We start from the raw sequence: 21,106 nt of genomic DNA on the forward strand, positions 1-21,106 counted from the left end.
TTACACGAATCTGCACGAAAATTAGTATATCGTCGTGCGATTTCATGCAATATCGTGTGATATTGCCGAACGACGGATTCCTCGGAAGTGCTCACAAGCCAACGCAAGCGTTTGATCCTCGACCTCCTGGACAGAGACGGGCAGGTCATAGCCAAGCGTCTCAGCCATGAACTGGAGCTGTCGGAAGACACGATCAGGCGCGATCTCAGGGAACTTGCGGCGGAGGGGTTGCTGTTGCGCGTGCATGGCGGCGCGATGCCGGTATCGCCAACGGCGGTCCCGATCGCTGAACGCCGGACCATGGCGATGGACGCCAAGTCGGCCCTCGGCAAGGCTGGCGCTGCGATGATCGGGGATGGCATGACGGTGGTGTTCGACGGCGGCACGTCGAACCTGGAGATCATCCGGCACCTGCCGGCCCAGGCGCGCTTCACGGCAATCACCCACAGCCCGACCATCGCCGTGGCGCTGGAGGACAAGCCACATGTCGACGTCGTCATCATCGGCGGAAAGCTCTTCCGTCACTCGATGGTGGCGGTCGGAGCACTAGCGGCCGAAGCGATTTCGCGGATCCGCGCCGATCTGTTTTTCCTCGGGGTCACGGGCGTGCATGCGACCCAGGGGCTGACCACGGGGGACATGGAGGAGGCAGCGATCAAGCGGCAACTGATGTCGTGCACCGCCGAAACGGCGGTGCTTGCGACCAGCGACAAGCTGGGCGCCGTGTCGCCATTCCAGGTCGGCGTGCTCGGCGACCTGACGACGCTGATAGTCGAGGGAAACGTTGTCGACGAGCGTATCGCGGCCTTCGTTGACGGTGGCGTTTCGGTCCTGCGCGCCGGGTAAGGCTCGGACACGCTAGCTCCAAACAGAAAAGGGCGCCCGAAGGCGCCCTTTCCGTAAGCTTCTGGAAGCTGGACTTAGAAGTCCATGCCACCCATGCCGCCCATGCCGCCGCCGGGCATAGCCGGCATCGGGGAGTCCTTCTTCGGAGCCTCGGCGATCATGGCCTCGGTGGTGACCAGCAGGCCGGCGACCGAAGCGGCGTCCTGCAGGGCCGTGCGGACGACCTTGACCGGATCGACGATGCCCATGGCGATCATGTCGCCGAACTCGCCGGTCTGGGCGTTGTAGCCGAAGGTGACGCTCTTGTTCTCGAGGATCTTGCCGGCGACGATCGACGCTTCAGCGCCGGCGTTGGCAGCGATCTGGCGAACCGGAGCCTGAAGGGCGCGGCGGACGATGTTGATGCCGGCTTCCTGGTCTGGGTTCTCGCCCTTGGCCTTGATGACCGAAGACGAACGCAGCAGAGCCGTGCCGCCGCCCGGGACGATGCCTTCTTCAACGGCAGCGCGGGTCGCGTTCAGGGCGTCGTCGACGCGGTCCTTCTTTTCCTTGACCTCGATCTCGGTCGCGCCGCCGACGCGGATGACGGCAACGCCGCCAGCCAGCTTGGCGAGACGCTCCTGGAGCTTCTCCTTGTCGTAGTCCGAAGTGGTCTCTTCGATCTGCTGCTTGATCTGGGCGACGCGGCCCTGGATCTCGGCCTTCTTGCCGGCGCCGTCGACGATGGTGGTGTTCTCCTTGGAGATCGACACCTTCTTGGCGCGGCCGAGCATGTTGAGGCCGACGTTCTCGAGCTTGATGCCGAGGTCTTCGGAGATGACCTGGCCACCGGTCAGGATGGCGATGTCTTCCAGCATGGCCTTGCGGCGATCGCCGAAGCCCGGAGCCTTGACGGCAGCGATCTTCAGGCCGCCACGCAGCTTGTTGACGACGAGCGTGGCCAGGGCCTCGCCTTCGACGTCTTCCGAGATGATGAGCAGCGGCTTCGAGGTCTGCACGACGGCCTCGAGGACCGGCAGCATGGCCTGGAGGTTCGACAGCTTCTTCTCGTGGAGCAGGATGTAGGCGTCCTCGAGGTCAGCAACCATCTTGTCGGGGTTGGTAACGAAGTAGGGCGACAGGTAGCCGCGGTCGAACTGCATGCCTTCGACGACTTCGAGTTCGGTCTCGGCGGTCTTGGCTTCCTCGACGGTGATGACGCCTTCGTTGCCGACCTTCTGCATGGCCTCGGCGATCATCTCGCCGATGGCCTTTTCGCCGTTGGCCGAAATGGTGCCGACCTGGGCGACTTCTTCCGAGGTCTTGATCTTCTTGGCCTTCTTGACGAGGTCGGTGACGACTTCGGCGACGGCCAGGTCGATGCCGCGCTTGAGGTCCATCGGGTTCATGCCGGCTGCAACAGCCTTGGCGCCTTCCTGGACGATGGCCTGGGCGAGAACGGTGGCGGTGGTGGTGCCGTCACCGGCGATGTCGTTGGTCTTCGAAGCGACTTCGCGGACCATCTGGGCGCCCATGTTCTCGAACTTGTCGGCCAGTTCGATCTCCTTGGCGACGGTGACGCCGTCCTTGGTGATGCGCGGGGCGCCGAACGACTTGTCGATCACGACGTTGCGGCCCTTCGGGCCGAGGGTCACCTTCACCGCGTCGGCGAGGATGTTGACACCGGCAAGCATGCGCTCACGGGCGTCGCGGGAGAATTTTACTTCCTTGGCAGCCATGTTTAGCTCCTGGTTGGGTTCCCTTTGGCAAGGGCCCGAATTTCAGATTGGATGGGTCGGCTGGATCAGCCGATGATGCCCATGATGTCGGATTCCTTCATGATCAGAAGGTCTTCGCCATTGAGCTTCACTTCGGTGCCGGACCACTTGCCGAACAGGACGCGGTCGCCTGCCTTGACGTCCAGCGGGACCAGCTTGCCGCTCTCGTCGCGAGCGCCCGAGCCCACGGCGATCACTTCGCCTTCCTGCGGCTTTTCCTTGGCGGTGTCGGGGATGATGATACCACCCTTGGTCTTCTCTTCGGATTCGACCCTGCGAACGACCACGCGGTCATGAAGCGGGCGGAACTTCGACTTTGCCATTTGAACTTCCTCGGTGAAAAGGTGAGAGAATGCCTCCGTCCGGCGCAACCGGACCCCGTTAGCACTCGCTATTGGTGAGTGCTAGCGTGGCGGTGAGATAGTCTTTCGCCATTTGCGAGTCAAGGGAACGGCAGTCGCGCGGCGAGATGATTCTTTGGGTATTATGCCCTGGCGGCCGCCCTTGCCGCGGCGACCGCTTTGCGGAAGTCGTCGGCCGTCATTCCGCGTTTATAGAGGGCGGTGCCGATGAGGAAGCCCGGAGTTCCCGGCAACTCAAAGGCCTTGGCCTGGGCTTCGGTGCGCGACAGGATGCCGACGAAGCTGTCTCCCCTGGTTGCGATTTCCTGCCGGGCCAGTTCCATGTCGACCCCGACTTCCTGCAGCAACTGCGCCGTGCGCTTGAACGACAGGCGCTCGCGGTTGGTCATCAGGGTGTGGAAGGCTTCGGCGTAGCGGCCCTGGCTGTTCGCGGCGAGCGTGAGGAGGGCCGCGTTGCGCGATACCTGTCCGAAGATAGGCCAGTCGCGCATGACGACGCGAATATCCGGGTCTTCGGCCATCACCTTCATCATCTCGATGTAGCTGAGCTTGCAGTACGGGCACTGATAGTCCGTGTACTCGACGATCGTGACGTCGCCCTCGGGATTGCCGAGGACGGGAATTTCGGGATCGAAGGCGACTTCTTCCACGGACGGCAACTGCCCGGCCATCAGGCGCGTGGGCAGCACCAGGCCGATCGCCGCCATGCCACCGAGTATTGCCCGTCTGTTGATGATTGGCGCCTGCATTCCTGGCTCCTGCGGCTGGCCCGCCTGCGAAAAGGATCGTGGAGGAGGATTAACGGCATCTTAATCACGTCCACAGGGGGCAACCTGTCGCACAGGGTTCACAAAACGGTGTGTCGGAGTTCAATCGGTGCTTGAAAGATAAGCATGCTTATAATATATGGCGCTCATGAAAACGGACGGCATCGAAAGATTGGGTTTCCTCATTCACGACGCGGCGCGCCTGATGCGGCGCTGCTTCGAGCAGCGCGGCAGCGAATACGGCCTGTCGGCGGCGCAGTGGCGCTTGCTTGTCAGGTTGGTCAAGGAGGAGGGGGTGGCGCAGGCTCGCCTCGCCGAACTCCTCGAGATCGAGCCGATCAGCGTGTCGCGCCTGCTGGACCGAATGGAGGAGGGCGGCTGGATCGAGCGCCGGCAGGCAACGGCCGATAGGCGGGTACGCATGATCTTCCCGACCGACAAGGCGCGCGATGCCTTTGCCAAGGTGAAGGCGGTTGCCGGCGAGGTGTACGAGCTCGCGCTGGCAGGGCTTTCCCAGGAAGAGCGACTGGCAATGGTCCACGGCCTGCGCACGGTCGTCGACAACCTGGCTGCCCACGAAGCCGGCGAAGCGAATTGCACGAGAGAGGCGAAGAAATGAACGCGGTGGCAAAAGTGAACGAGAACAGCCAGAAGACGGAACTCGAAAGCCCGGCGAGCCAGCCGCAGCCTGCGGCACCCGCGCGCCGCAATCGCGGCCGCTTCCTCGCCATGGCGGCGCTGCCCTTGGCGCTTGTCGCCGCCGGCGGGTACTACTGGGTGACCGGCGGGCGCTACCAGGAGACCGAGAACGCCAACCTGCGCCAGGCCAAGGTGAGCATTGCTTCTGAGGCCGCCGGGCGCATCGTCAAGGTCGGCGTGGCGGACAATGCGTCGGTCAAGGCCGGCGACATCCTCTTCGAGGTCGATCCGGAGCCGTACCGGATCGCGCTCGCCCAGGCCGATGCGGCCCTTGCCGCGGCACGGCTCAACGTCGAGCAGCTGCGGGCCGCCTACAGCCAGGCGACGGCGCAGGAGCGCGTCGCCGCCAGCGCGCTCGACTACGCCCAGTCACAGTTCGACCGCAGCAACGATCTCGTCCGCAAGGGAGTTAACGCCCAATCCGCGCTCGACGAGGCGCGCATGGACCTCGACAAGGCCAAGGAGCAGCACGGCGCCGCCCTCCAGGGCATCGTCAGCGCCAAGGCGGCGTTGGGCGGCAACCCGGATATTCCAACCGAACAGCACCCGACCGTGCTGTCGGCGCAGGCGGCGCGCGACAAGGCCGCGTTCAGCCTGGCGCAGACAACGGTGCGTGCGCCGGCCGACGGCACGGTCTCCCAGGCCGCCTCCTTCAAGGTCGGCCAGTTCGTCGGCACCGGCACGCCCGTGTTCAGCCTGGTCGAGACCGCCGACACCTGGGTGGAGGCGAACTTCAAGGAAACGCAGCTCACCAACATGAAGCCCGGCCAGCAGGCCGAGATCGTGCTCGACACCTATCCCGACCGGACCTTCCGCGGCACGGTCGCGGCGATCGGCGCCGGCACGGGCGCGGAGTTCTCGCTGCTGCCGGCGCAGAACGCCACCGGCAACTGGGTCAAGGTCACGCAGCGCATTCCCGTCCGCATCAAGCTCGACGACGCCGCCTCAAGGCCGGCGCTGCGCACCGGCATGAGCGCGACGGTGTCGATCGACACGGGCGAGTCGCGCGGCTTCGGTTCGATCTTCGGGCACGCCGTGGCGGCCGAATAGCGCCGAGCGCGCCGGAAACGAACGGACCCGCCTGCCGCGTCGAGCGGCTGGGCGGGAAGAATGGTAGGGTGAGGTCGCCGCATGGCGGCCCGCAGTCTTGTCGCCCAGGGCCGCTTGCATGAGCCAGACAGCCGAAAAGTCCTTCACAGAGGTGCCGCATCGCGGCCTGATCACGATCGCCATCATGCTGGCGACCGTGATGCAGGTGCTCGACACCACCATCGCCAACGTCGCCTTGCCGTCGATGGTCGGCGACCTCGGCGCCTCCCAGGACACGATCAACTGGGTGCTGACCTCCTATATCGTGGCCGCGGCCATCATCACGCCGCTGACCGGCTGGCTGGCCGACAGGTTCGGCGCCAAGCAGCTCTTCCTTGCTTCGGTGGTCGGCTTCACGATCACGTCCATGCTCTGCGGCGCTGCCTGGAACCTGGAATCGATGGTGCTGTTCCGCGTGCTGCAGGGCGTGTTCGGCGCGGCCATCGTGCCGCTCAGCCAGACCTTCCTGCTCAACATCAACCCCAGGGAACGCCACGGCCAGGCCATGGCGATGTGGGGCGCCGGCATCATGGTCGGTCCGATCATCGGCCCGACGCTGGGCGGATGGCTCACCGAGAGCTTCAACTGGCGCTGGGTGTTCTTCATCAACCTGCCGGTCGGCATCGCCGCGTTTCTCGGCCTGGCAGCCTACCTGCCGGCGGTGGCCAAACGCCTGCGCGGCTTCGACTTCTTCGGCTTTGCGATGCTGTCGCTCGGCGTCGGTGCATTGCAGCTGATGCTCGACCGCGGCGGCGAGGTCGACTGGTTCTCCGCCGCCGAGATCTGGATCGAACTCGGCCTGTCGATCACGGGGTTCTGGATCTTCGCCGTCCACATGATGACGTCGGACAGGACATTCATCGAGCCGAAAATCTTCACCGACCGCAATTTCGTGACCGGGCTGGTCTTCATCTTCGTGATCGGCGTGATCCTGTTGGCGAGCCTCGCGCTGCTGCCGCCGATGCTGTCGCGCATCTACGGTTATCCGACCATCACCACGGGCATCGTGATGGCGCCGCGCGGCGTCGGCACCATGATCTCGATGCTTTTGGTCGGGCGCCTGATACGGGCCGTCGACGCCCGCATCCTGGTGGTCACGGGGCTCGTCTTCACCGCGGCCTCGCTCTACTACATGACCGGCTTCACGCCGCAGATGGACAGCTTCCTGATCGTCTCGACGGGCATCCTGCAGGGTCTCGGCCTCGGCCTCGTGTTCGTGCCGCTGTCCACGGTCGCGTTCGCCACGCTCGCGCCGCAGTACCGCACGGACGCGGCGAGCCTGTTCAGCCTGGTGCGCAACATCGGCTCGTCGATCGGCATTTCGATCGTCTCGGTGGTGCTGTCGCGCAATATCCAGATCAACCACTCGGAACTCGCCGCGAACATCACCCCGTTCAACCCCAACTTGGCGGCGCTTTCGCCCGCGGCGGCCGGCGGCAATGCCCAGGCGCTGTCGCAGATCGACGGGCTGGTCAACATCCAGGCGCTGATGATCTCCTATGTCGACGACTTCAAGCTGATGATGATCGTCACGCTGTGCGCCATTCCGCTGGCGCTGCTGCTGCGCAAGCCCAAGGCGCAGGCGACGGGCGGCGCGCCGGCCGCGCATATGGATTGACGCCTGCGGGCGACAGCGTCGAAGCAAAGAAGGCGCCCGCGGTGACGGGCGCCTTCGTCGTTTGGGGACCGGCGATCAGCTGACGATGCGCAGGTTGGACAACTCGTCGGCGATCTTCTTGAAGGTGTCGGCCAAATCGCCGGAAGTGGTGTTGAAGAACAGCTTGACCGGCTTTCCGGCTGCATCGCGCCGTGTGCGCGATTCCGAAGCGCAGGCCGTGAGGCCGTCGATCTGCGATTGCGTCGCCTTCTTCTCGGCCGCGGTTCCAACCGTGGCGTCGAGATCGAGGGCGACAGTCATGATCAAAATGCCGCCGTCCTTGGCGTTGGTGCAGGTCGCCGCCATGTGGTTGTTCATGGCAAGCGTGTAGTTGTCGGTGGTGTGCGAGGTCTTGTTGAAGCCGGAGGGTTGGCCCATGAACAGGCGAGTATCGCTTGCGCCTGATGGCTTGTGGCCGGCATAGCCATAGGCCGAGTAGCTCGACTTCACACTCGCCCAGTCCGTGACCCCGAAATAGCTCTGGGGATAGTATGTGTTGGCACCATCGGTCAGGATGATGACGATCTTGTCGTTGCCCCTCTCGCTGTCGGGCCTTCCGCCGGTGAAAGGCGGAGCGCTGGACAGCACGCGCCATCCCCAGGCGAGGCCTTCCGGCACATTCGTGGCACCGTCCGCGATCATGGCCGTGATGGAGGATTTTACCGTAGCAAGGCCTGTGTCCTTGGATACGTCTGTCAGGGGCGTGATCGGCTGCGTGCTGCAGCTGTAGTGAGGGCCTGTGTCGGCGGGGGCGGTCGCGCCGTATGGCTGAATGTTCGTGTAGTACTTCCTGACGTCGCGGAGCCGCGCCGATGCGTTCGCCGTGGTGAACGAACTGAAGGAACTGCTGTCGGTCAGCCAGTTGTTGAGCGCCGTATAGTCCGAGCCGTTGCTCCTGGTCTTGTCCCACTCGTCGGGAGCGAACATCGGCACGAAATATGTCTCGGGCTTGGACGAAGTTGGTGCCGTGTCGAGTTCGTTGTAGGGAGCCGGCCGTGCCTCGACGCAGCCGCGCCAGCTTGTATAGGCCTTGGTTTGCGTCTTGCCGTTATTGGCGTAGACCAGCATGTCCCGGTAGAGGGAGAAGCGGGTGAAGGTCTCGTTTTCCTGGCTCCCCCAACCTTTGCCGATTTTCTTGATGGCACCGCCGGAACTCTTGATTTCCTTGTTGGTGCCGATGGTAATGGGCAGATCGAAGTTCTCATAATGGACTGGGGATAGCCCTGCGAGATCCATCCATGGTTCGTTGGCATTGTTGGCGCCGATGTTGACCGACGCAGCAAAGGGTACGAGGGCGAACTGAACCGGTCGCTCGATCTGCTTCATCTGCCCAGCCTGCTTGGACATATTGTCCACGAGTTGCGTGGCCGCCTGCTTGAGCAGCGTCATGCGCTTTTGGCCGGTGCCGGTGCCGGTAAAGTCCATCGAACCCGAATTATCGAGCACGAGAGCCACTTCCAGCGTGTTCTTGAGGCGTATCTCGGACATCGCGTCGAAGTCGAGCCGGTAGGAAGCGCTGGTCTTGCCGAGCAGGGTCGCCACGACCGGCAGGAAATAGGGATCGTATTTGAGCTTCGCCTCGAGCTTCAGCGTGCCGCCGCCGGTGGGGCTGTTCGGCAAGGTCACGATCAGCGTGGCCTTGGCCGGATCGACCTGCCGAAGATTGGCCCGGAAGAAGTCGAGCGCATAGGTCTTGAGCTGATCGTCGGTAGCGCCTTCGACCAGGCGCCGCGCCGTTGCGATGCCGGCGGCGTCCAGCGCGTTGCGGGTGGCCTCGCGCTGTCGCGACATTTCCGCATAGTCGATCGCCAGGGCCAGCGCGCCCATGATCGGCACCATCGCGGCAACCGTCAGGATGGCATAGCTGCCGCGTCTGTCATTCCAGAATCTGCGGATCATCACTGGTGTCCCCAAGCTCAACCCAGGGATGATTTCACAAAAACCTTAAAATTACGGTTTGCAGGTTGAGGTGAAAATCCAGGGCATGCTTGAAATTGCGTTAACCAGGAGGATCGATGAACGGGTTGCCGGCGCGACAGTCCAAGGCAGGCCGCAACCGCCTTTTTGGCGAAAGCTGATGACAGGCAGGGCCGGTTCGGATAATTCCGGGCAGCTTGGCCAGCCGGCCAGACTCTCCCTGCGGGATCGATCGAAGGACTTGCCATGGCGGGTTTGCCGCAATCAATCGCGTCGCTGGAAGCGCTCACGGACCGCTACTCGGCATTGCTGTGCGACGTCTGGGGCGTCATCCACAACGGCGTCAGCGCTTTTCCCGCAGCCGTAGCGGCGCTGCGCGCGGCCCGGGAGAAGGGCGTGGCGGTCGTGCTCATCACCAACGCTCCGCGTCCGCGCGACGGCGTCATCGCCCAGCTCGCCGGCCTCGGCGTTCCGGACACGACCTGGGACCGCGTCGTCACCTCCGGCGACGTGACGCGCGAGCTGATCCGCACGGGCCCGCGCCGTGTCTTCCACATCGGTCCGGAGCGCGACTATTCGATCTACGACGGCCTCGACATCGACCTCGTCGAGGAGTTCGAGGCTTCGTCCGTGGTGTGCACCGGGCTGTTCGACGACGAGATCGAGACGCCCGACGACTATTCCGAGATGCTGCGGCGCCTGCGCGCCCGCGACCTGCCGTTCATCTGCGCCAATCCCGATATCGTGGTGGAGCGCGGCCATCAGCTGATCTGGTGCGCTGGCGCGCTTGCCCGCGACTACGGCCAGCTCGGCGGACGTACCCTGGTTTCAGGCAAACCGCACCGGCCGATCTACGAGGCGGCGCTGCAAGCTGCCGGCGAGGTTCTCGGTCGCGAAATCGCCAAGTCCGAAGCGCTGGCCATCGGCGACGGCATGCTGACCGACGTCAAGGGCGCCGCCGACAACGGCATCGACGTGCTCTATGTCTCGGGCGGGATCCATGCGCGCGACTATGGCGAGCCGCACGATCCCGATCCGGCGCGGCTGGCGGCCTTCCTCGACAAGCACGGCTACGCGCCGGTCGCCACCATTCCGAGGCTTCGGTAAGGCAAAAAGATGGACCACGGCTTTGTCCGCATTTCCGGGGAGGACGCAGTTCCGGCGCGGCTGCGCGGCGGTGTCGTCGCCATCGGCAATTTCGACGGCATCCATCGTGGCCACCAGGCTGTGCTCGAAAGGGCGCTGGAGGAGGCGCGGCGTCGCCAGGTGCCGGCGCTCGTCCTGACGTTCGAGCCGCATCCGCGCAAGGTGTTCCGGCCCGACGTTCCGCTCTTCGTATTGACGCCCCCGCACGTGAAGGCGCGCCTCATCGAGGCTCTCGGCTTCGATGCCGTCATCGAGCGCCCGTTCACGCGCGAGTTCTCGGGCCTGTCGGCCGAGGAGTTCGTCACCGCCATCCTCCAGGACCAGCTCGGCATCAGTCACGCCGTGACCGGTTTCGACTTCCATTTCGGCAAGAACCGGCAGGGCGGCCCGGCATTCCTGATGGCGTCGGGCGAGCGCCATGGCTTCGGCGTGACCCTGGTCGATCCGTTTCGCGACGAGGGTGCCGAGATCATCTCGTCGAGCCGCATCCGCGAACTCTTGTCGGAGGGCGATGCCGCCGAGGCGGCCGGGCTGCTCGGCTATCGTTTCACCGTCGAAGCCGAGGTGGTCGGCGGCGCCCGGCTGGGCCGGACGTTGGGCTTTCCCACCGCCAACATGCGCCTTTCGCCCGACTTCGCCTTGAAGGAGGGCATCTATGCCGTCCGTTTCCGCCGTAGCGACGGAACGCTCCACGATGGCGTCGCCAGCTTCGGCCGGCGTCCGACCGTGGATGACAGCGGTGCGCCGCTGCTCGAGACATTCGTGTTCGACTTCTCCGGCGATCTCTATGGCGAGGTCGCCTCGGTGTCGTTCTTCGGCTACCTGCGCGGCGAGTTCAAGTTCGAAGGGCTCGAGCCGCTGGTCGCCCAGATGAAACGCGACGAGATGGAGGCGAGGGCGCTGCTCTCGGGCGTGCGTCCTCATTCCCAACTCGACCGGGCGATCGCTTTTTAGCTGACTCGCCTCAGGCCGAGGCCGAAGGCGATGTAGGTCGCGCCCTGGAAGATCAGGTCGATTGCCAGGAACGTGCCGAGCACCACCAGGCTGCTGACCGGCCAGCCGGCGGCGATGATCAGGCCCGCGAGCACGGTCACGACGCCGGCGGCGACGATCCATCCCCAGCTGTTCAGCACCGAACGCCCCTTGATGCCCATCCAGATGCGCATGACGCCTGAAGCTACCAGGCTTGCCGCCAGGAACAGGGTCAGGATGGCCGAGGCGAGCAGCGGGTTGATGAAGGCGAGGTAGCCCGCCACGATGTAGAGCGCGCCGCCGAGCAGCCAGAGGAAGAAGCTGCCCCAGCCCTTGACGCCGAAGGCGTGGGCGATCTCGAAAACGCCGGCCACGATCATCAGTGTGCCCACGAAGTAGACCGAAGCCACGGTAGCGACGAGCAGGTTGGCCGCTGCGACGACGCCCAGCACGAGCAAGGCGACCCCAAGTGCGACGAACCAGCCCCACTTGGAGCGAAATTCGCCGACGTCCGCCGGTTGGTCCGAAAGAGCCATGTTCCAGTCTCCCTAGGTTGCGGGCGTGCACAGCGACGTCACCGCCCCCCGCCCGAAATTATGCCTGGATGCCCGAATCGGTCCAGCCTCCGATAGTGCGGGCCGCGAAATAAACCTTTGTGACGGCTGGAAAGTTTAATTCAAATTTTACGCTGTTGGCTTCACACCGATCCTGCCCTAGCGATTAGGTTGTTGGTGTACGCGAGGTTGTAATGGCATCTTTCGGCCGGTTCTCTGGAGTGGCCATGACCCTTGCCGCGGTCGCAGCTTCTGCGCCGGCAAGCGCCGGCGAAGGCGTCTTCGGCTGGATTTCCGGCGACTGGTACCTCACCCTCGGCGCCACCGGCATGGTTGCCCCGAGCTTCGAAGGGTCGAAGAAATACATGCTGAGCGCGGTGCCGATCATCTCGCTCGGCAAGGCCGGCAACGACACCCGCTTCTCCTCGCGCAACGACAACATCTCGCTCGCGCTCATCGACGACGGCGAGGTGCGCGCCGGTGTGGCCGGCAAGATCCTGTTCGGGCGCGATGCCGAGGACGAGCTCGACGGGCTGCACGACGTCCGCTGGGGCGGCGAAGTGGGCGCCTTCTTCGAGTTCTATCCGACGGACTGGATGCGCGCCCGCGTCGAGGTGCGGCAGGGAATCCGCGCCCATAGCGGCGTGGTCGGCGATGTGGCCGTAGACGCCTTCTACGACGTCACGCCAGAAGTCCGGATTTCAGGCGGGCCGCGCGTTTCGTTCGCGACGGAAGACTATTTTGACACCTATTACGGCGTGAACGCTCAGGAAGCCATCGATTCGGGCCTGAACGCCTACAATCCCGGCGGCGGCTTCAAGTCGGCAGGCGTCGGCGGCGCCGTCACCTGGAAGGCGACCGACAACATCACCGCGAGCCTGTTCGGCGAATATTCGCGGCTGATGGGTCCGGCGGCCGATTCCTCGATCGTCAGGGAGCGAGGCTCGCGCGACCAGCTGACGATCGGCGTGTCGACCAGCTACCGGTTCGACTGGTCGATGTGAGGTCAACCCAACAGGCGAGCATCGAATGGATGGGTTGTTACGCCGGCCACCCGGATTCCATGCTGATCCAGAAGCATCGGATTGAGCAGATAGTTCCTTGCGAATGGAACCACCACGGTGGGCACCTCCAGAACAGGGGTGTTCCCGGCAGCTATGAAGTTTGTTCCGATTTGGCGCGTCTCATTCAGGTCGTCTTGCCAATTTGACGACAAGGTGGGGACTGCAGGCTTTGCCTTGTCCGGCACCTCGATCTCGAGCAACTGATAGGTCAAGGGCAAATCTTCGGCATCGACGTGGACCAATATTTCGACGAGTGCCGTGGCGGGATGGTCGGCGCAATAGACCATAGGCGTGCCGAGGAAATTCCAGCGCCCGGCGCTGAACTTGCCGCCTTGCCCCGAGAGGTCGGCGTAGTTGGCAATTCGCCATAGCCGCATGGCTATGCGTAGACGCCATAGTCGATGCGATGGAGCTCCTGCTCGACGAGGAAGGCGCCGGTCTCAGATTCCAGCAGGCTGATGGGTGTGTCGTTGAGCACCCTGCTGTGCTTGCGCAGCCACCGCTGCGCCTTGTCGTGATCGCCAAAAACGCGATCGGCCATCTGTGCGATGCGCTCAAGTCGCAATGCCCGGTCGGATTCGGCGCCGCTCAGCTTTTCCTTTTGCTCTTTCCTTCGAGCCAGGGTTCGCCGGGGGCTTACGATCTTGTAGATTTCCTCAAGGCTGAAGCCGCTCCGGCGCAATTCCTCCACCTTTGCGACTTCGACCAGGAATTGGCCTGTGGCGCTGTCGCGCATCACAACGTCCGGCTGTGCAGGTCCGGCCTTGCCGGCCGATGCCGATCTCTGAGGTTGGCTCTTAAAGTGCATGGCGGACATGATGATTGCCTTGAGATGCCAGTTGCGCTTCAATGTAGGCGCATGTGGCACAATGCGCAACAAATGGACTGGCTCTCACCCTTTTCAAGTGCCGGCGCCTCCGCTAAAAGCGCGGCCATGAGAATTTTCGCGCCCGTACTGGCTATTGCCATACGAATTACGGGCCCGGCCTTCCGGGCGGTCTGAGGCTGTCCGAAAGTCCGGGACTTTTGCGTGCGCGCCATGTGGCGTTTTTTCAGATCATGACAGTTTGAGCCTGTGGCAGATTTGCCGGGCTAGGCGATGGCAAGACAGATGACCGATACGTCCGAGAAGATCGACTATTCCAAGACCCTCTACCTGCCGCAGACGGAGTTTCCGATGCGCGCCGGCCTGCCCGAGAAGGAGCCGGTGACGGTTGCCCGCTGGCAGAAGATGGACCTCTACAGGCGCCTGCGCGCAAGTGCCGCCGGCCGTGAGAAGTATGTGCTGCATGACGGTCCGCCCTACGCCAACGGCAACATCCATATCGGCCACGCGCTGAACAAGATCCTCAAGGACGTCATCACCCGCTCGTTCCAGATGCGCGGCTACGATTCCAACTACGTGCCGGGCTGGGACTGCCACGGCCTGCCGATCGAATGGAAGATCGAGGAGAAGTATCGCGCCGCCGGCAAGAACAAGGACGAGGTCGAGATCAACGAGTTCCGCAAGGAATGCCGTGAGTTCGCCGCCGGCTGGATCAAGGTCCAGGCCGAGGAGTTCCAGCGTCTCGGCGTCGTGGGCGACTTCGACAATCCCTACACGACGATGAATTTCCGCGCCGAGGCCCGCATCGCCGGCGAGCTGCTGAAGTTTGCCATGTCGGGCCAGCTCTACCGCGGCTCGAAGCCGGTGATGTGGTCGGTGGTCGAGCGCACCGCACTCGCCGAGGCCGAGGTCGAGTACCAGGACTACGAGAGCGACACGATCTGGGTGAAGTTCCCGGTCGAAGCCGGTTCGGAAGCGCTAGCCGGCGCCCACGTCGTCATCTGGACGACAACGCCGTGGACCATCCCCGGCAACCGCGCGGTGGCCTATTCGACGCGCGTCTCCTACGGCCTCTATGAAGTGACGGCGGCCGAGAACGACTTCGGTCCTCAGCCCGGCGAGAAGCTGATCTTCGCCGACGCGCTGGCGGAGGAAGCCGCCGCCAAGGCCAAGGTCACCTTGAATCGGATCCGCAGCATCGCAGCCGAAGAGCTCGGAAAGCTTGTGCTTTCGCATCCGCTCGAAGGTCTCGGCGGCGGCTACGAGTTCCCCGTGCCGATGCTGGCAGGCGAACATGTCACCGATGATGCCGGCACCGGCTTCGTGCACACCGCGCCCAGCCACGGCCGCGAGGACTTCGACGCCTGGATGGACGCCGCGGCCGAGCTCGAAAAGCGCGGCATCGAAACGCGCCTGCCGTTCACCGTCGACGACGCCGGCTTCTTCACCAAGGACGCGCCGGGCTTCGGCCCGGATCGCGAGGGTGGTGCTGCGCGCGTCATCGACGATCACGGCAAGAAGGGCGACGCCAACAAGGCCGTCATCGAAGAGCTGATCAGGCACGGCATGCTGTTCGCCCGCGGCCGGCTGAAGCATAGCTATCCGCACAGCTGGCGCTCGAAGAAGCCGGTGATCTTCCGCAACACGCCGCAGTGGTTCGTCTACATGGATAGGCAGCTCGGCGATGGCACGACGCTGCGCAGCCGCGCGCTCAAGGCGATCGACGACACCCGTTTCGTGCCCGCCGCCGGCCAGACCCGCCTGCGCTCGATGATCGAGGAGCGTCCGGACTGGGTGCTGTCGCGCCAGCGCGCCTGGGGCGTGCCGATCGCCATCTTCGCCGACGCCGACGGCAACGTGCTGAAGGACGAGGCAGTCAACGCCCGCATCGTCGAGGCCTTCGAGAAGGAGGGCGCCGACGCCTGGTTCGCCGCGGGAGCGCGGGAGCGTTTCCTCGGCACTCGCGCGAACGAGCCCTGGACGCAGGTGATGGACATCCTCGACGTCTGGTTCGATTCGGGCTCGACGCATGCATTCACGCTCGAGGATCGCCCCGACCTCAAGTGGCCGGCCGACGTCTATCTCGAAGGTTCGGACCAGCATCGCGGCTGGTTCCACTCGTCGCTGCTGGAAAGCTGCGGCACGCGCGGCCGCGCGCCCTACGACACCGTCGTCACCCATGGCTTCACCATGGATGAGGACGGCCGCAAGATGTCGAAGTCGCTCGGCAACACGGTCGTGCCGCAGGACGTCATGAAGCAGTCGGGCGCCGACATCCTGCGCCTCTGGGTCATGACCACCGACTATTGGGAAGACCAGCGCCTCGGCAAGAACGTGCTGCAGACCAACATCGACGCCTACCGCAAGCTCCGCAACACGATCCGCTGGATGCTCGGCACCCTTGCCCATGACGAGGGCGAGGAAGTGGCGCTCGCCGACATGCCCGAGCTCGAGCGGCTGATGCTGCACCGCCTCGGCGAGCTCGACGAGCTGGTACGCAAGGGCTACGACGAATTCGAGTTCAAGCGGATAACGCGCGCGCTGATCGACTTCATGGTCGTCGAGCTTTCGGCCTTCTATTTCGACATCCGGAAGGATGCGCTGTACTGCGACGCGCCGTCGAGCATCCGCCGCAAGGCGTCGGTGAAGGTGGTGCGTCATCTGTTCGACTGCCTTGTGAAGTGGATGGCACCGATGCTGCCCTTCACCATGGAAGAGGCCTGGCTCGACCGCCATCCCGGGGCCGAATCGGTGCATCTGGAGCAGTTCCCCGAAGTGCCGGCAGCGTGGCGCGACGAGGCGCTCGCCGAAAAATGGCGCCAGCTTCGCCAGGTGCGGCGCGTCGTCACCGGCGCGCTGGAGATCGAGCGGGCGAAGAAGACCATCGGCTCGTCGCTGGAGGCGGTGCCGGTCGTCTATCTCGACAACGAGGCGCTGGAGGCATCGCTCGCCGGCGTCGACCTGGCCGAGATCGCCATCACCAGCGACCTCGTCGTCAGCCACGACAAGGCTCCGGCCGATGCCTTCGTGCTCGACGACGTGGCCGGCGTTGCCGTCGTCATCGGCAAGGCGGAGGACCGCGGCCTGGTGAAATGCGCCCGCTCGTGGCGCTATACCGGCGACGTCGGTTCGGATGCGGCATTCGCCGATGTCTCAGCCCGCGACGCGGCGGCGCTGCACGAGTTGCGGAAGCTCGGCCGCCTCTAGACAGTGCGTGATCCGAAGATCGAAATCGATCCTTGGCTGCTACGGCGTCCATCGCGCGTCCCGAAGGATGTGCGGCACTGTAGCAGGTGACCGAAATGCAACGCCCGGCGGACGGCAGTCTTCCGGTCGTTGCCCTGGACGACCCGTTAAGGTAAAAGCGCGGCTTCGGCAGACAAATTGTCGCCGGATTTCCGTCGCAGACGGATGGGGGCCCGGTTTTACCGGCATCTAGCGAGAGGCGTTCGAGTGAAGATCTTTGGCATGACGGACCGCATCAGCGCGCGCGCAACGACGTTTGCGACGCTCGCGGTTTCCGCCGTCGCATTGTCGGGCTGCATGAGCGCGCCGACCTATGGCACCGACAAGTCGTCGACCGAGCAGCTTGCCACCGACCTGACCAACATCATGTCGCTCAAGCCGAAGACCAACAGCATCGACTACAAGCCGCGGCCCGAGCTGGTGAAGCCGAAGGCCGGCCAGGCGGGCACCTTGCCGGCGCCGCAGGACAATATCGTCACGACCGCGAGCGCCGACTGGCCCGAGTCGCCGGAGGCGCGCCGGGCGCGCATCCGCGACAACGCGACCAAGAACCGCGACAATCCCAATTTCGAGCCGGAAGTCGTCAACGACATGTCGTCGCTGTCGGGCCCCGACCTGAGCAAGCTGACGCCGGCGCAGCGCAAGGCCGAGATCGAGCGCCGCCTGCGCGAAAACAAGCAGGGCAGCGCCACCACGCGCAAGTATCTGAGCGAGCCGCCGCTGGCCTATCGCCAGGCAGCGACGACGGCCGCGCAGGACGAGCTCGGCGAGGACGAGATCAAGAAGGAACGCCGCAAGAAGAAGCTCGCCCAGAAGGGCAGCAGCTGGTGGCCGTTCTGATCCAGGCCTGATGGCATGACTGACCGGACGCCCTGACTGGTTCAGGGCGTTTTCGTTTTCAGGGGCAGGCAGGCGCTCTAGAGGTCGCGGCGATCCTTGAAGAAGTCTTTGAGAATTTCTGCGGCGCGCGTTTCGCCAATGCCGGCATAGACGTCGGGCGCGTGATGGCAGGTAGGCGAGGCATAGAAGCGAACGCCGCTGACCACCGCGCCGCCCTTGTCGTCGGCCGCTCCGAAATAGAGCCGGCGCAGGCGGGCAAACGAGATGGCGGCCGCGCACATGGTGCAGGGCTCCAGCGTGACGTAGAGGTCGTGTCCGGTGAGCCGCTCCGAGCCGAGCTTGTCGGAGGCCTCGCGGATCGCCAGGATCTCGGCATGGGCCGTGGCATCGTTGAGTTCGCGGGTGCGGTTGCCGGCGCGAGCGACAACTTTGCCGCCGTGGACCACGATGGCACCGATCGGTACCTCGCCGCGCGCGGCTGCCGCTTCGGCCTCCTCGAAGGCAAGTGCCATGAAATCCGGCCGCTTCACGCCGCCACCATCCGGATATTCCCCTCGCTAACCCTAACTCTTCCTGTTATCTAGCCGCCGAAAAGGGCAAAGGCCACATGGACGACGATCGAAAAAAATTCCCGCGCAAGGGCGGCAAACCAGGTGGCGCGGGCAATCGCGACACTGGACCTAGGAAATTCGGCAAGCCGCGCGGCGAGGGAGGCAGCAAGCCCTTCGCCAAGAAGCCGTTTGTGAAGCGTGACGAAGGTGCGGAGGGCGGCGAACGCCCCAAGCGCGATTTCCGTCCGCGCGACGGCGAGGCGCGCCCGGAGCGGTCATCGGCAACGTTCCGCAAGGGCCCGCGTCCCGAAGGCAAGCCCTATGAGAAGCGCGAAGGCGGCCGCTCCTTTGGCGGCGACAAGCCGTATCGCTCGCGCTCTGCCGAAGGTGGCGAGCGTCGCGAATTCCGTCCGCGTGACGGCGAGGCTCGCGCCGAGGGCGGGGACCGTCCGTTTCGCAAGGGCCCGCGTCCCGAAGGCAAGCCCTATGAGAAGCGCGAAGGCGGCCGCTCCTTTGGCGGCGACAAGCCGTATCGCTCGCGCTCTGCCGAAGGTGGCGAGCGTCGCGAATTCCGTCCGCGTGACGGCGAGGCTCGCGCCGAGGGCGGGGACCGTCCGTTCCGCAAGGGCCCGCGTCCCGAAGGCAAGCCTTACGAGAAGCGCGAAGGCGGCCGCTCCTTTGCCGGCGACAAGTCCTACCGCCCGCGTCCAGCCGAAGGCGGCGAGCGTCCGCATCGCGAATTCCGCCCGCGCGACGGCGAGGCCGGTGCAGGCGGCGAGCGGCCGTTCCGCAAGGGGCCGCGTCCAGAGGGCAAGCCGTTCGAGAAGCGCGAAGGCGAGGCGAGGGCGTTCCGTCCGAGGCCGGATGGCGACCGCCGGCCTAAAACAGATGGTTTCAAGCCGCGTTCGCGCAGCACCGAGGAGAATTCGGAGCCGGGCGAGCGCATCGCCAAGCGCCTGGCGCGCGCCGGCATCGCCTCGCGCCGCGACGCCGAGGAACTGATCGCGGCGGGCCGCGTCAGGGTGAACGGACAGGTGCTGACCTCGCCTGCATTCAACGTCATGCCCGATGACGTCATCCATCTCGACGGCACCGAAATCCCGCCGATCGAGCGCACCCGGCTGTTCCTGTTCCACAAGCCGGCCGGGGTCGTGACCACCAACCGCGATCCGGAAGGCCGCAAGACCGTCTTCGACGTGCTGCCGGCCGAGCTGCCGCGGCTGATGACCATCGGCCGCCTCGACATCAACACCGAAGGCCTGCTGCTGCTCACCAATGACGGTGGCCTGGCGCGCGTGCTCGAACTGCCGGCTACCGGCTGGCTGCGGCGCTATCGCGTCCGCGTCCACGGCAAGGTCGAGCAGAAGCAGCTCGACGACCTCAAGGACGGCATCGCCGTCGACGGCGTGTTCTACGGCTCGGTCGAGGCGACGCTCGATCGCGAGCAGGGCACCAACGCCTGGATCACCATCGGCCTGCGCGAAGGCAAGAACCGCGAGGTCAAGAACATCCTCGGCGCGCTCGGCCTCGAGGTGAACCGCCTGATCCGCATCTCCTATGGCCCGTTCCAGCTCGGCGAGCTGCCTGAAGGCCACGTCCAGGAGATCAAGGGCAAGATGCTGCGCGACCAGCTGGGCGAGCGGCTGGTCGAGGAATCCGGTGCCAATTTCGACGCCGACATCGTCAAGCCCTTCTCCAACAAGCCGACGGCCCGCCGCGAGGAGCGGCGCGACGACGACGCGCCGCGTGCCCCGCGGCCCGCGCGCCTCGACATCGGCGAGGGCGGCCTGATCAAGAATCGCAAGCGCGATCGCGAGCGTCACCGTGAGGACGTCCTGGGTCGCCTGTCGACCGAGCGCCCGCGCTTCGGCGACAAGCCCAAGGTCGGCGACAAGCCGCGGTTCGGCGACAAGCCCGGTTTCGGCGACAAGCCCGGTTTCGGTGATCGTCCGAAGTTCGGCGGCAAGAAGGGTGACGAGCGCGAGAAGAAGCCGTTCGAGACGCCGGGCAGCCGCAAGTCCAATGTCTGGATGGCGCCGGGCGCTCGCCCGCAGGGCGCGGCAAGCAAGGGTGGCAAGCCCGGCTTCGACAAGCCGCGTGGCGACAGGCCGGCAGGCGGCGCACCGCGCGGCGGCAAGCCAGGCGGTCCGCGCAAGGGTCGCGGCTGATGCGGGTGGTCGGCGGCGAATTGCGCGGCCGGGCGCTGGCCACGCCGCGCGATCACGCCATCCGGCCGACGACCGACCGCACGCGCGAGGCCGTCTTCAACGTGCTCGCCCACCGCTTCGGCGACAGGCTCGAGGGCGCGCGCGTGCTCGACCTCTTCGCCGGTACCGGCGCGCTCGGCATCGAGGCGTTGTCGCGCGGGGCGTCTTATTGCGTCTTCATCGAGGAATCGGCCGAGGGCCGCGGCCTCATCCGCACCAATGTCGAGAGCTTCGGCCTGACCGGCCGCACCAAGATCTTCCGCCGCGACGCGACCGGCCTCGGCGAGGCCGGTACCATGGGGCCGTTCGGCCTCGTCTTCGCTGACCCGCCCTACGGCAAGGGGCTCGGCGAACGCGCCCTGCGCTCGGCCCGTGCCGGCGGCTGGCTCGCGGCGGGCACGCTTTGCGTGGTCGAGGAAAGCGCTACGGCTTCGTTCGACCCCGGTTCGGGCTTCTCGGTCCTGGACGAGCGGTCCTATGGCGAGACGGTGATCCGCTTCATGGCGGCCGAGTAGCGCCCGACTTCAGCCGTTTTCGGTCGCGAAGATTACCAACAATTCACTTCCCGCCGCTTTGCGCCGCCGCATATAACGCAGGCGCGTCCAC

At 65.0% G+C, this 21,106-nt stretch carries 19 protein-coding genes; 11 read left to right on the forward strand and 8 right to left on the reverse strand.

What is annotated here, in order from left to right; translation table 11 throughout:
- The first annotated feature begins 87 nt into the window (after positions 1 to 87).
- The gene (locus AmiPiv_RS03315; protein WP_340035812.1) at positions 88 to 846 is read left to right on the forward strand and encodes a DeoR/GlpR family DNA-binding transcription regulator; all 759 of its coding nucleotides are present in this window, start codon (positions 88 to 90) and stop codon (positions 844 to 846) included.
- A 74-nt stretch (positions 847 to 920) separates the two neighbouring features.
- Here the strand turns inward: AmiPiv_RS03315 and groL are convergent, their stop codons facing one another.
- From groL to AmiPiv_RS03330, 3 genes are all read right to left on the reverse strand, one after another.
- Complete coding sequence (gene groL, locus AmiPiv_RS03320; RefSeq protein WP_340035813.1) at positions 921 to 2,564, reverse strand: chaperonin GroEL; 1,644 nt, start codon at positions 2,562 to 2,564, stop codon at positions 921 to 923.
- Positions 2,565 to 2,629: 65 nt separating this feature from the next.
- Positions 2,630 to 2,926, reverse strand: a complete 297-nt coding sequence (gene groES / locus AmiPiv_RS03325) for a co-chaperone GroES (protein ID WP_340035814.1) — start codon at positions 2,924 to 2,926, stop codon at positions 2,630 to 2,632.
- A 161-nt stretch (positions 2,927 to 3,087) separates the two neighbouring features.
- A complete protein-coding gene (locus tag AmiPiv_RS03330) occupies positions 3,088 to 3,714 on the reverse strand; it encodes a DsbA family protein (RefSeq protein WP_340035815.1) in 627 nt (208 codons plus the stop codon).
- A 166-nt stretch (positions 3,715 to 3,880) separates the two neighbouring features.
- Here AmiPiv_RS03330 and AmiPiv_RS03335 point away from each other — a divergent pair, with 166 nt between their 5' ends.
- The 3 genes from AmiPiv_RS03335 to AmiPiv_RS03345 all read left to right on the forward strand — a co-directional run bounded on the left by AmiPiv_RS03335 (position 3,881) and on the right by AmiPiv_RS03345 (position 7,138).
- Positions 3,881 to 4,351, forward strand: a complete 471-nt coding sequence (locus AmiPiv_RS03335; RefSeq protein WP_340035816.1) for a MarR family winged helix-turn-helix transcriptional regulator — start codon at positions 3,881 to 3,883, stop codon at positions 4,349 to 4,351.
- Positions 4,348 to 5,481 carry an HlyD family secretion protein gene (locus tag AmiPiv_RS03340; RefSeq protein WP_340035817.1) on the forward strand — a complete coding sequence of 378 codons (1,134 nt, stop codon included), beginning with the start codon at positions 4,348 to 4,350 and terminating at the stop codon, positions 5,479 to 5,481. The genes AmiPiv_RS03335 and AmiPiv_RS03340 overlap by 4 nt, the downstream gene beginning before the upstream one ends.
- A gap of 118 nt (positions 5,482 to 5,599) precedes the next feature.
- Positions 5,600 to 7,138 carry a DHA2 family efflux MFS transporter permease subunit gene (locus AmiPiv_RS03345; RefSeq protein ID WP_340035818.1) on the forward strand — a complete coding sequence of 513 codons (1,539 nt, stop codon included), beginning with the start codon at positions 5,600 to 5,602 and terminating at the stop codon, positions 7,136 to 7,138.
- A gap of 75 nt (positions 7,139 to 7,213) precedes the next feature.
- Here the strand turns inward: AmiPiv_RS03345 and AmiPiv_RS03350 are convergent, their stop codons facing one another.
- Positions 7,214 to 9,076, reverse strand: a complete 1,863-nt coding sequence (locus tag AmiPiv_RS03350) for a TadE/TadG family type IV pilus assembly protein (RefSeq protein ID WP_340035819.1) — start codon at positions 9,074 to 9,076, stop codon at positions 7,214 to 7,216.
- A gap of 264 nt (positions 9,077 to 9,340) precedes the next feature.
- On the opposite strand from AmiPiv_RS03350, the gene AmiPiv_RS03355 reads away from it, so the two are divergent.
- A complete protein-coding gene (locus AmiPiv_RS03355) occupies positions 9,341 to 10,201 on the forward strand; it encodes a TIGR01459 family HAD-type hydrolase (RefSeq protein ID WP_340035820.1) in 861 nt (286 codons plus the stop codon).
- Positions 10,202 to 10,210: 9 nt separating this feature from the next.
- Positions 10,211 to 11,194, forward strand: coding sequence for a bifunctional riboflavin kinase/FAD synthetase (locus AmiPiv_RS03360; protein WP_340035821.1), 984 nt, complete (start codon positions 10,211 to 10,213; stop codon positions 11,192 to 11,194).
- Here AmiPiv_RS03360 and AmiPiv_RS03365 read toward each other — a convergent pair.
- The gene (locus tag AmiPiv_RS03365) at positions 11,191 to 11,748 is read right to left on the reverse strand and encodes an HdeD family acid-resistance protein (RefSeq protein ID WP_340035822.1); all 558 of its coding nucleotides are present in this window, start codon (positions 11,746 to 11,748) and stop codon (positions 11,191 to 11,193) included. The two genes, AmiPiv_RS03360 and AmiPiv_RS03365, sit on opposite strands and share 4 nt — an antisense overlap.
- Before the next feature lie 245 nt (positions 11,749 to 11,993).
- Between AmiPiv_RS03365 and AmiPiv_RS03370 the strand changes: the two genes are divergently transcribed.
- Positions 11,994 to 12,770, forward strand: coding sequence for a MipA/OmpV family protein (locus tag AmiPiv_RS03370; protein WP_340035823.1), 777 nt, complete (start codon positions 11,994 to 11,996; stop codon positions 12,768 to 12,770).
- A 2-nt stretch (positions 12,771 to 12,772) separates the two neighbouring features.
- Here the strand turns inward: AmiPiv_RS03370 and AmiPiv_RS03375 are convergent, their stop codons facing one another.
- Complete coding sequence (locus tag AmiPiv_RS03375; RefSeq protein WP_340035824.1) at positions 12,773 to 13,207, reverse strand: RES family NAD+ phosphorylase; 435 nt, start codon at positions 13,205 to 13,207, stop codon at positions 12,773 to 12,775.
- Positions 13,208 to 13,209: 2 nt separating this feature from the next.
- Positions 13,210 to 13,680: a type II RES/Xre toxin-antitoxin system antitoxin gene (gene parS, locus AmiPiv_RS03380; protein ID WP_340035825.1), complete on the reverse strand. Its 471-nt coding sequence runs from the start codon at positions 13,678 to 13,680 to the stop codon at positions 13,210 to 13,212.
- 261 nt (positions 13,681 to 13,941) lie between these two features.
- Here parS and ileS point away from each other — a divergent pair, with 261 nt between their 5' ends.
- Both ileS and AmiPiv_RS03390 read left to right on the forward strand, forming a co-directional pair.
- The gene (gene ileS, locus AmiPiv_RS03385) at positions 13,942 to 16,863 is read left to right on the forward strand and encodes an isoleucine--tRNA ligase (RefSeq protein WP_340035826.1); all 2,922 of its coding nucleotides are present in this window, start codon (positions 13,942 to 13,944) and stop codon (positions 16,861 to 16,863) included.
- Positions 16,864 to 17,124: 261 nt separating this feature from the next.
- The gene (locus AmiPiv_RS03390) at positions 17,125 to 17,742 is read left to right on the forward strand and encodes a hypothetical protein (protein ID WP_340035827.1); all 618 of its coding nucleotides are present in this window, start codon (positions 17,125 to 17,127) and stop codon (positions 17,740 to 17,742) included.
- A 77-nt stretch (positions 17,743 to 17,819) separates the two neighbouring features.
- Here AmiPiv_RS03390 and AmiPiv_RS03395 read toward each other — a convergent pair whose 3' ends face one another.
- Positions 17,820 to 18,272, reverse strand: a complete 453-nt coding sequence (locus AmiPiv_RS03395; protein ID WP_340035828.1) for a nucleoside deaminase — start codon at positions 18,270 to 18,272, stop codon at positions 17,820 to 17,822.
- A 77-nt stretch (positions 18,273 to 18,349) separates the two neighbouring features.
- Between AmiPiv_RS03395 and AmiPiv_RS03400 the strand changes: the two genes are divergently transcribed.
- Both AmiPiv_RS03400 and rsmD read left to right on the forward strand, forming a co-directional pair.
- Complete coding sequence (locus tag AmiPiv_RS03400) at positions 18,350 to 20,461, forward strand: pseudouridine synthase (RefSeq protein WP_340035829.1); 2,112 nt, start codon at positions 18,350 to 18,352, stop codon at positions 20,459 to 20,461.
- Entirely contained in the window at positions 20,461 to 21,015 is a 555-nt protein-coding gene (gene rsmD / locus AmiPiv_RS03405) for a 16S rRNA (guanine(966)-N(2))-methyltransferase RsmD (protein WP_340035830.1), read from the forward strand. The genes AmiPiv_RS03400 and rsmD overlap by 1 nt, the downstream gene beginning before the upstream one ends.
- The last annotated feature ends 91 nt before the right edge of the window (positions 21,016 to 21,106 follow it).

The sequence above is a fragment of the Aminobacter sp. Piv2-1 genome, assembly GCF_037625995.1.
GTDB lineage: Bacteria > Pseudomonadota > Alphaproteobacteria > Rhizobiales > Rhizobiaceae > Aminobacter.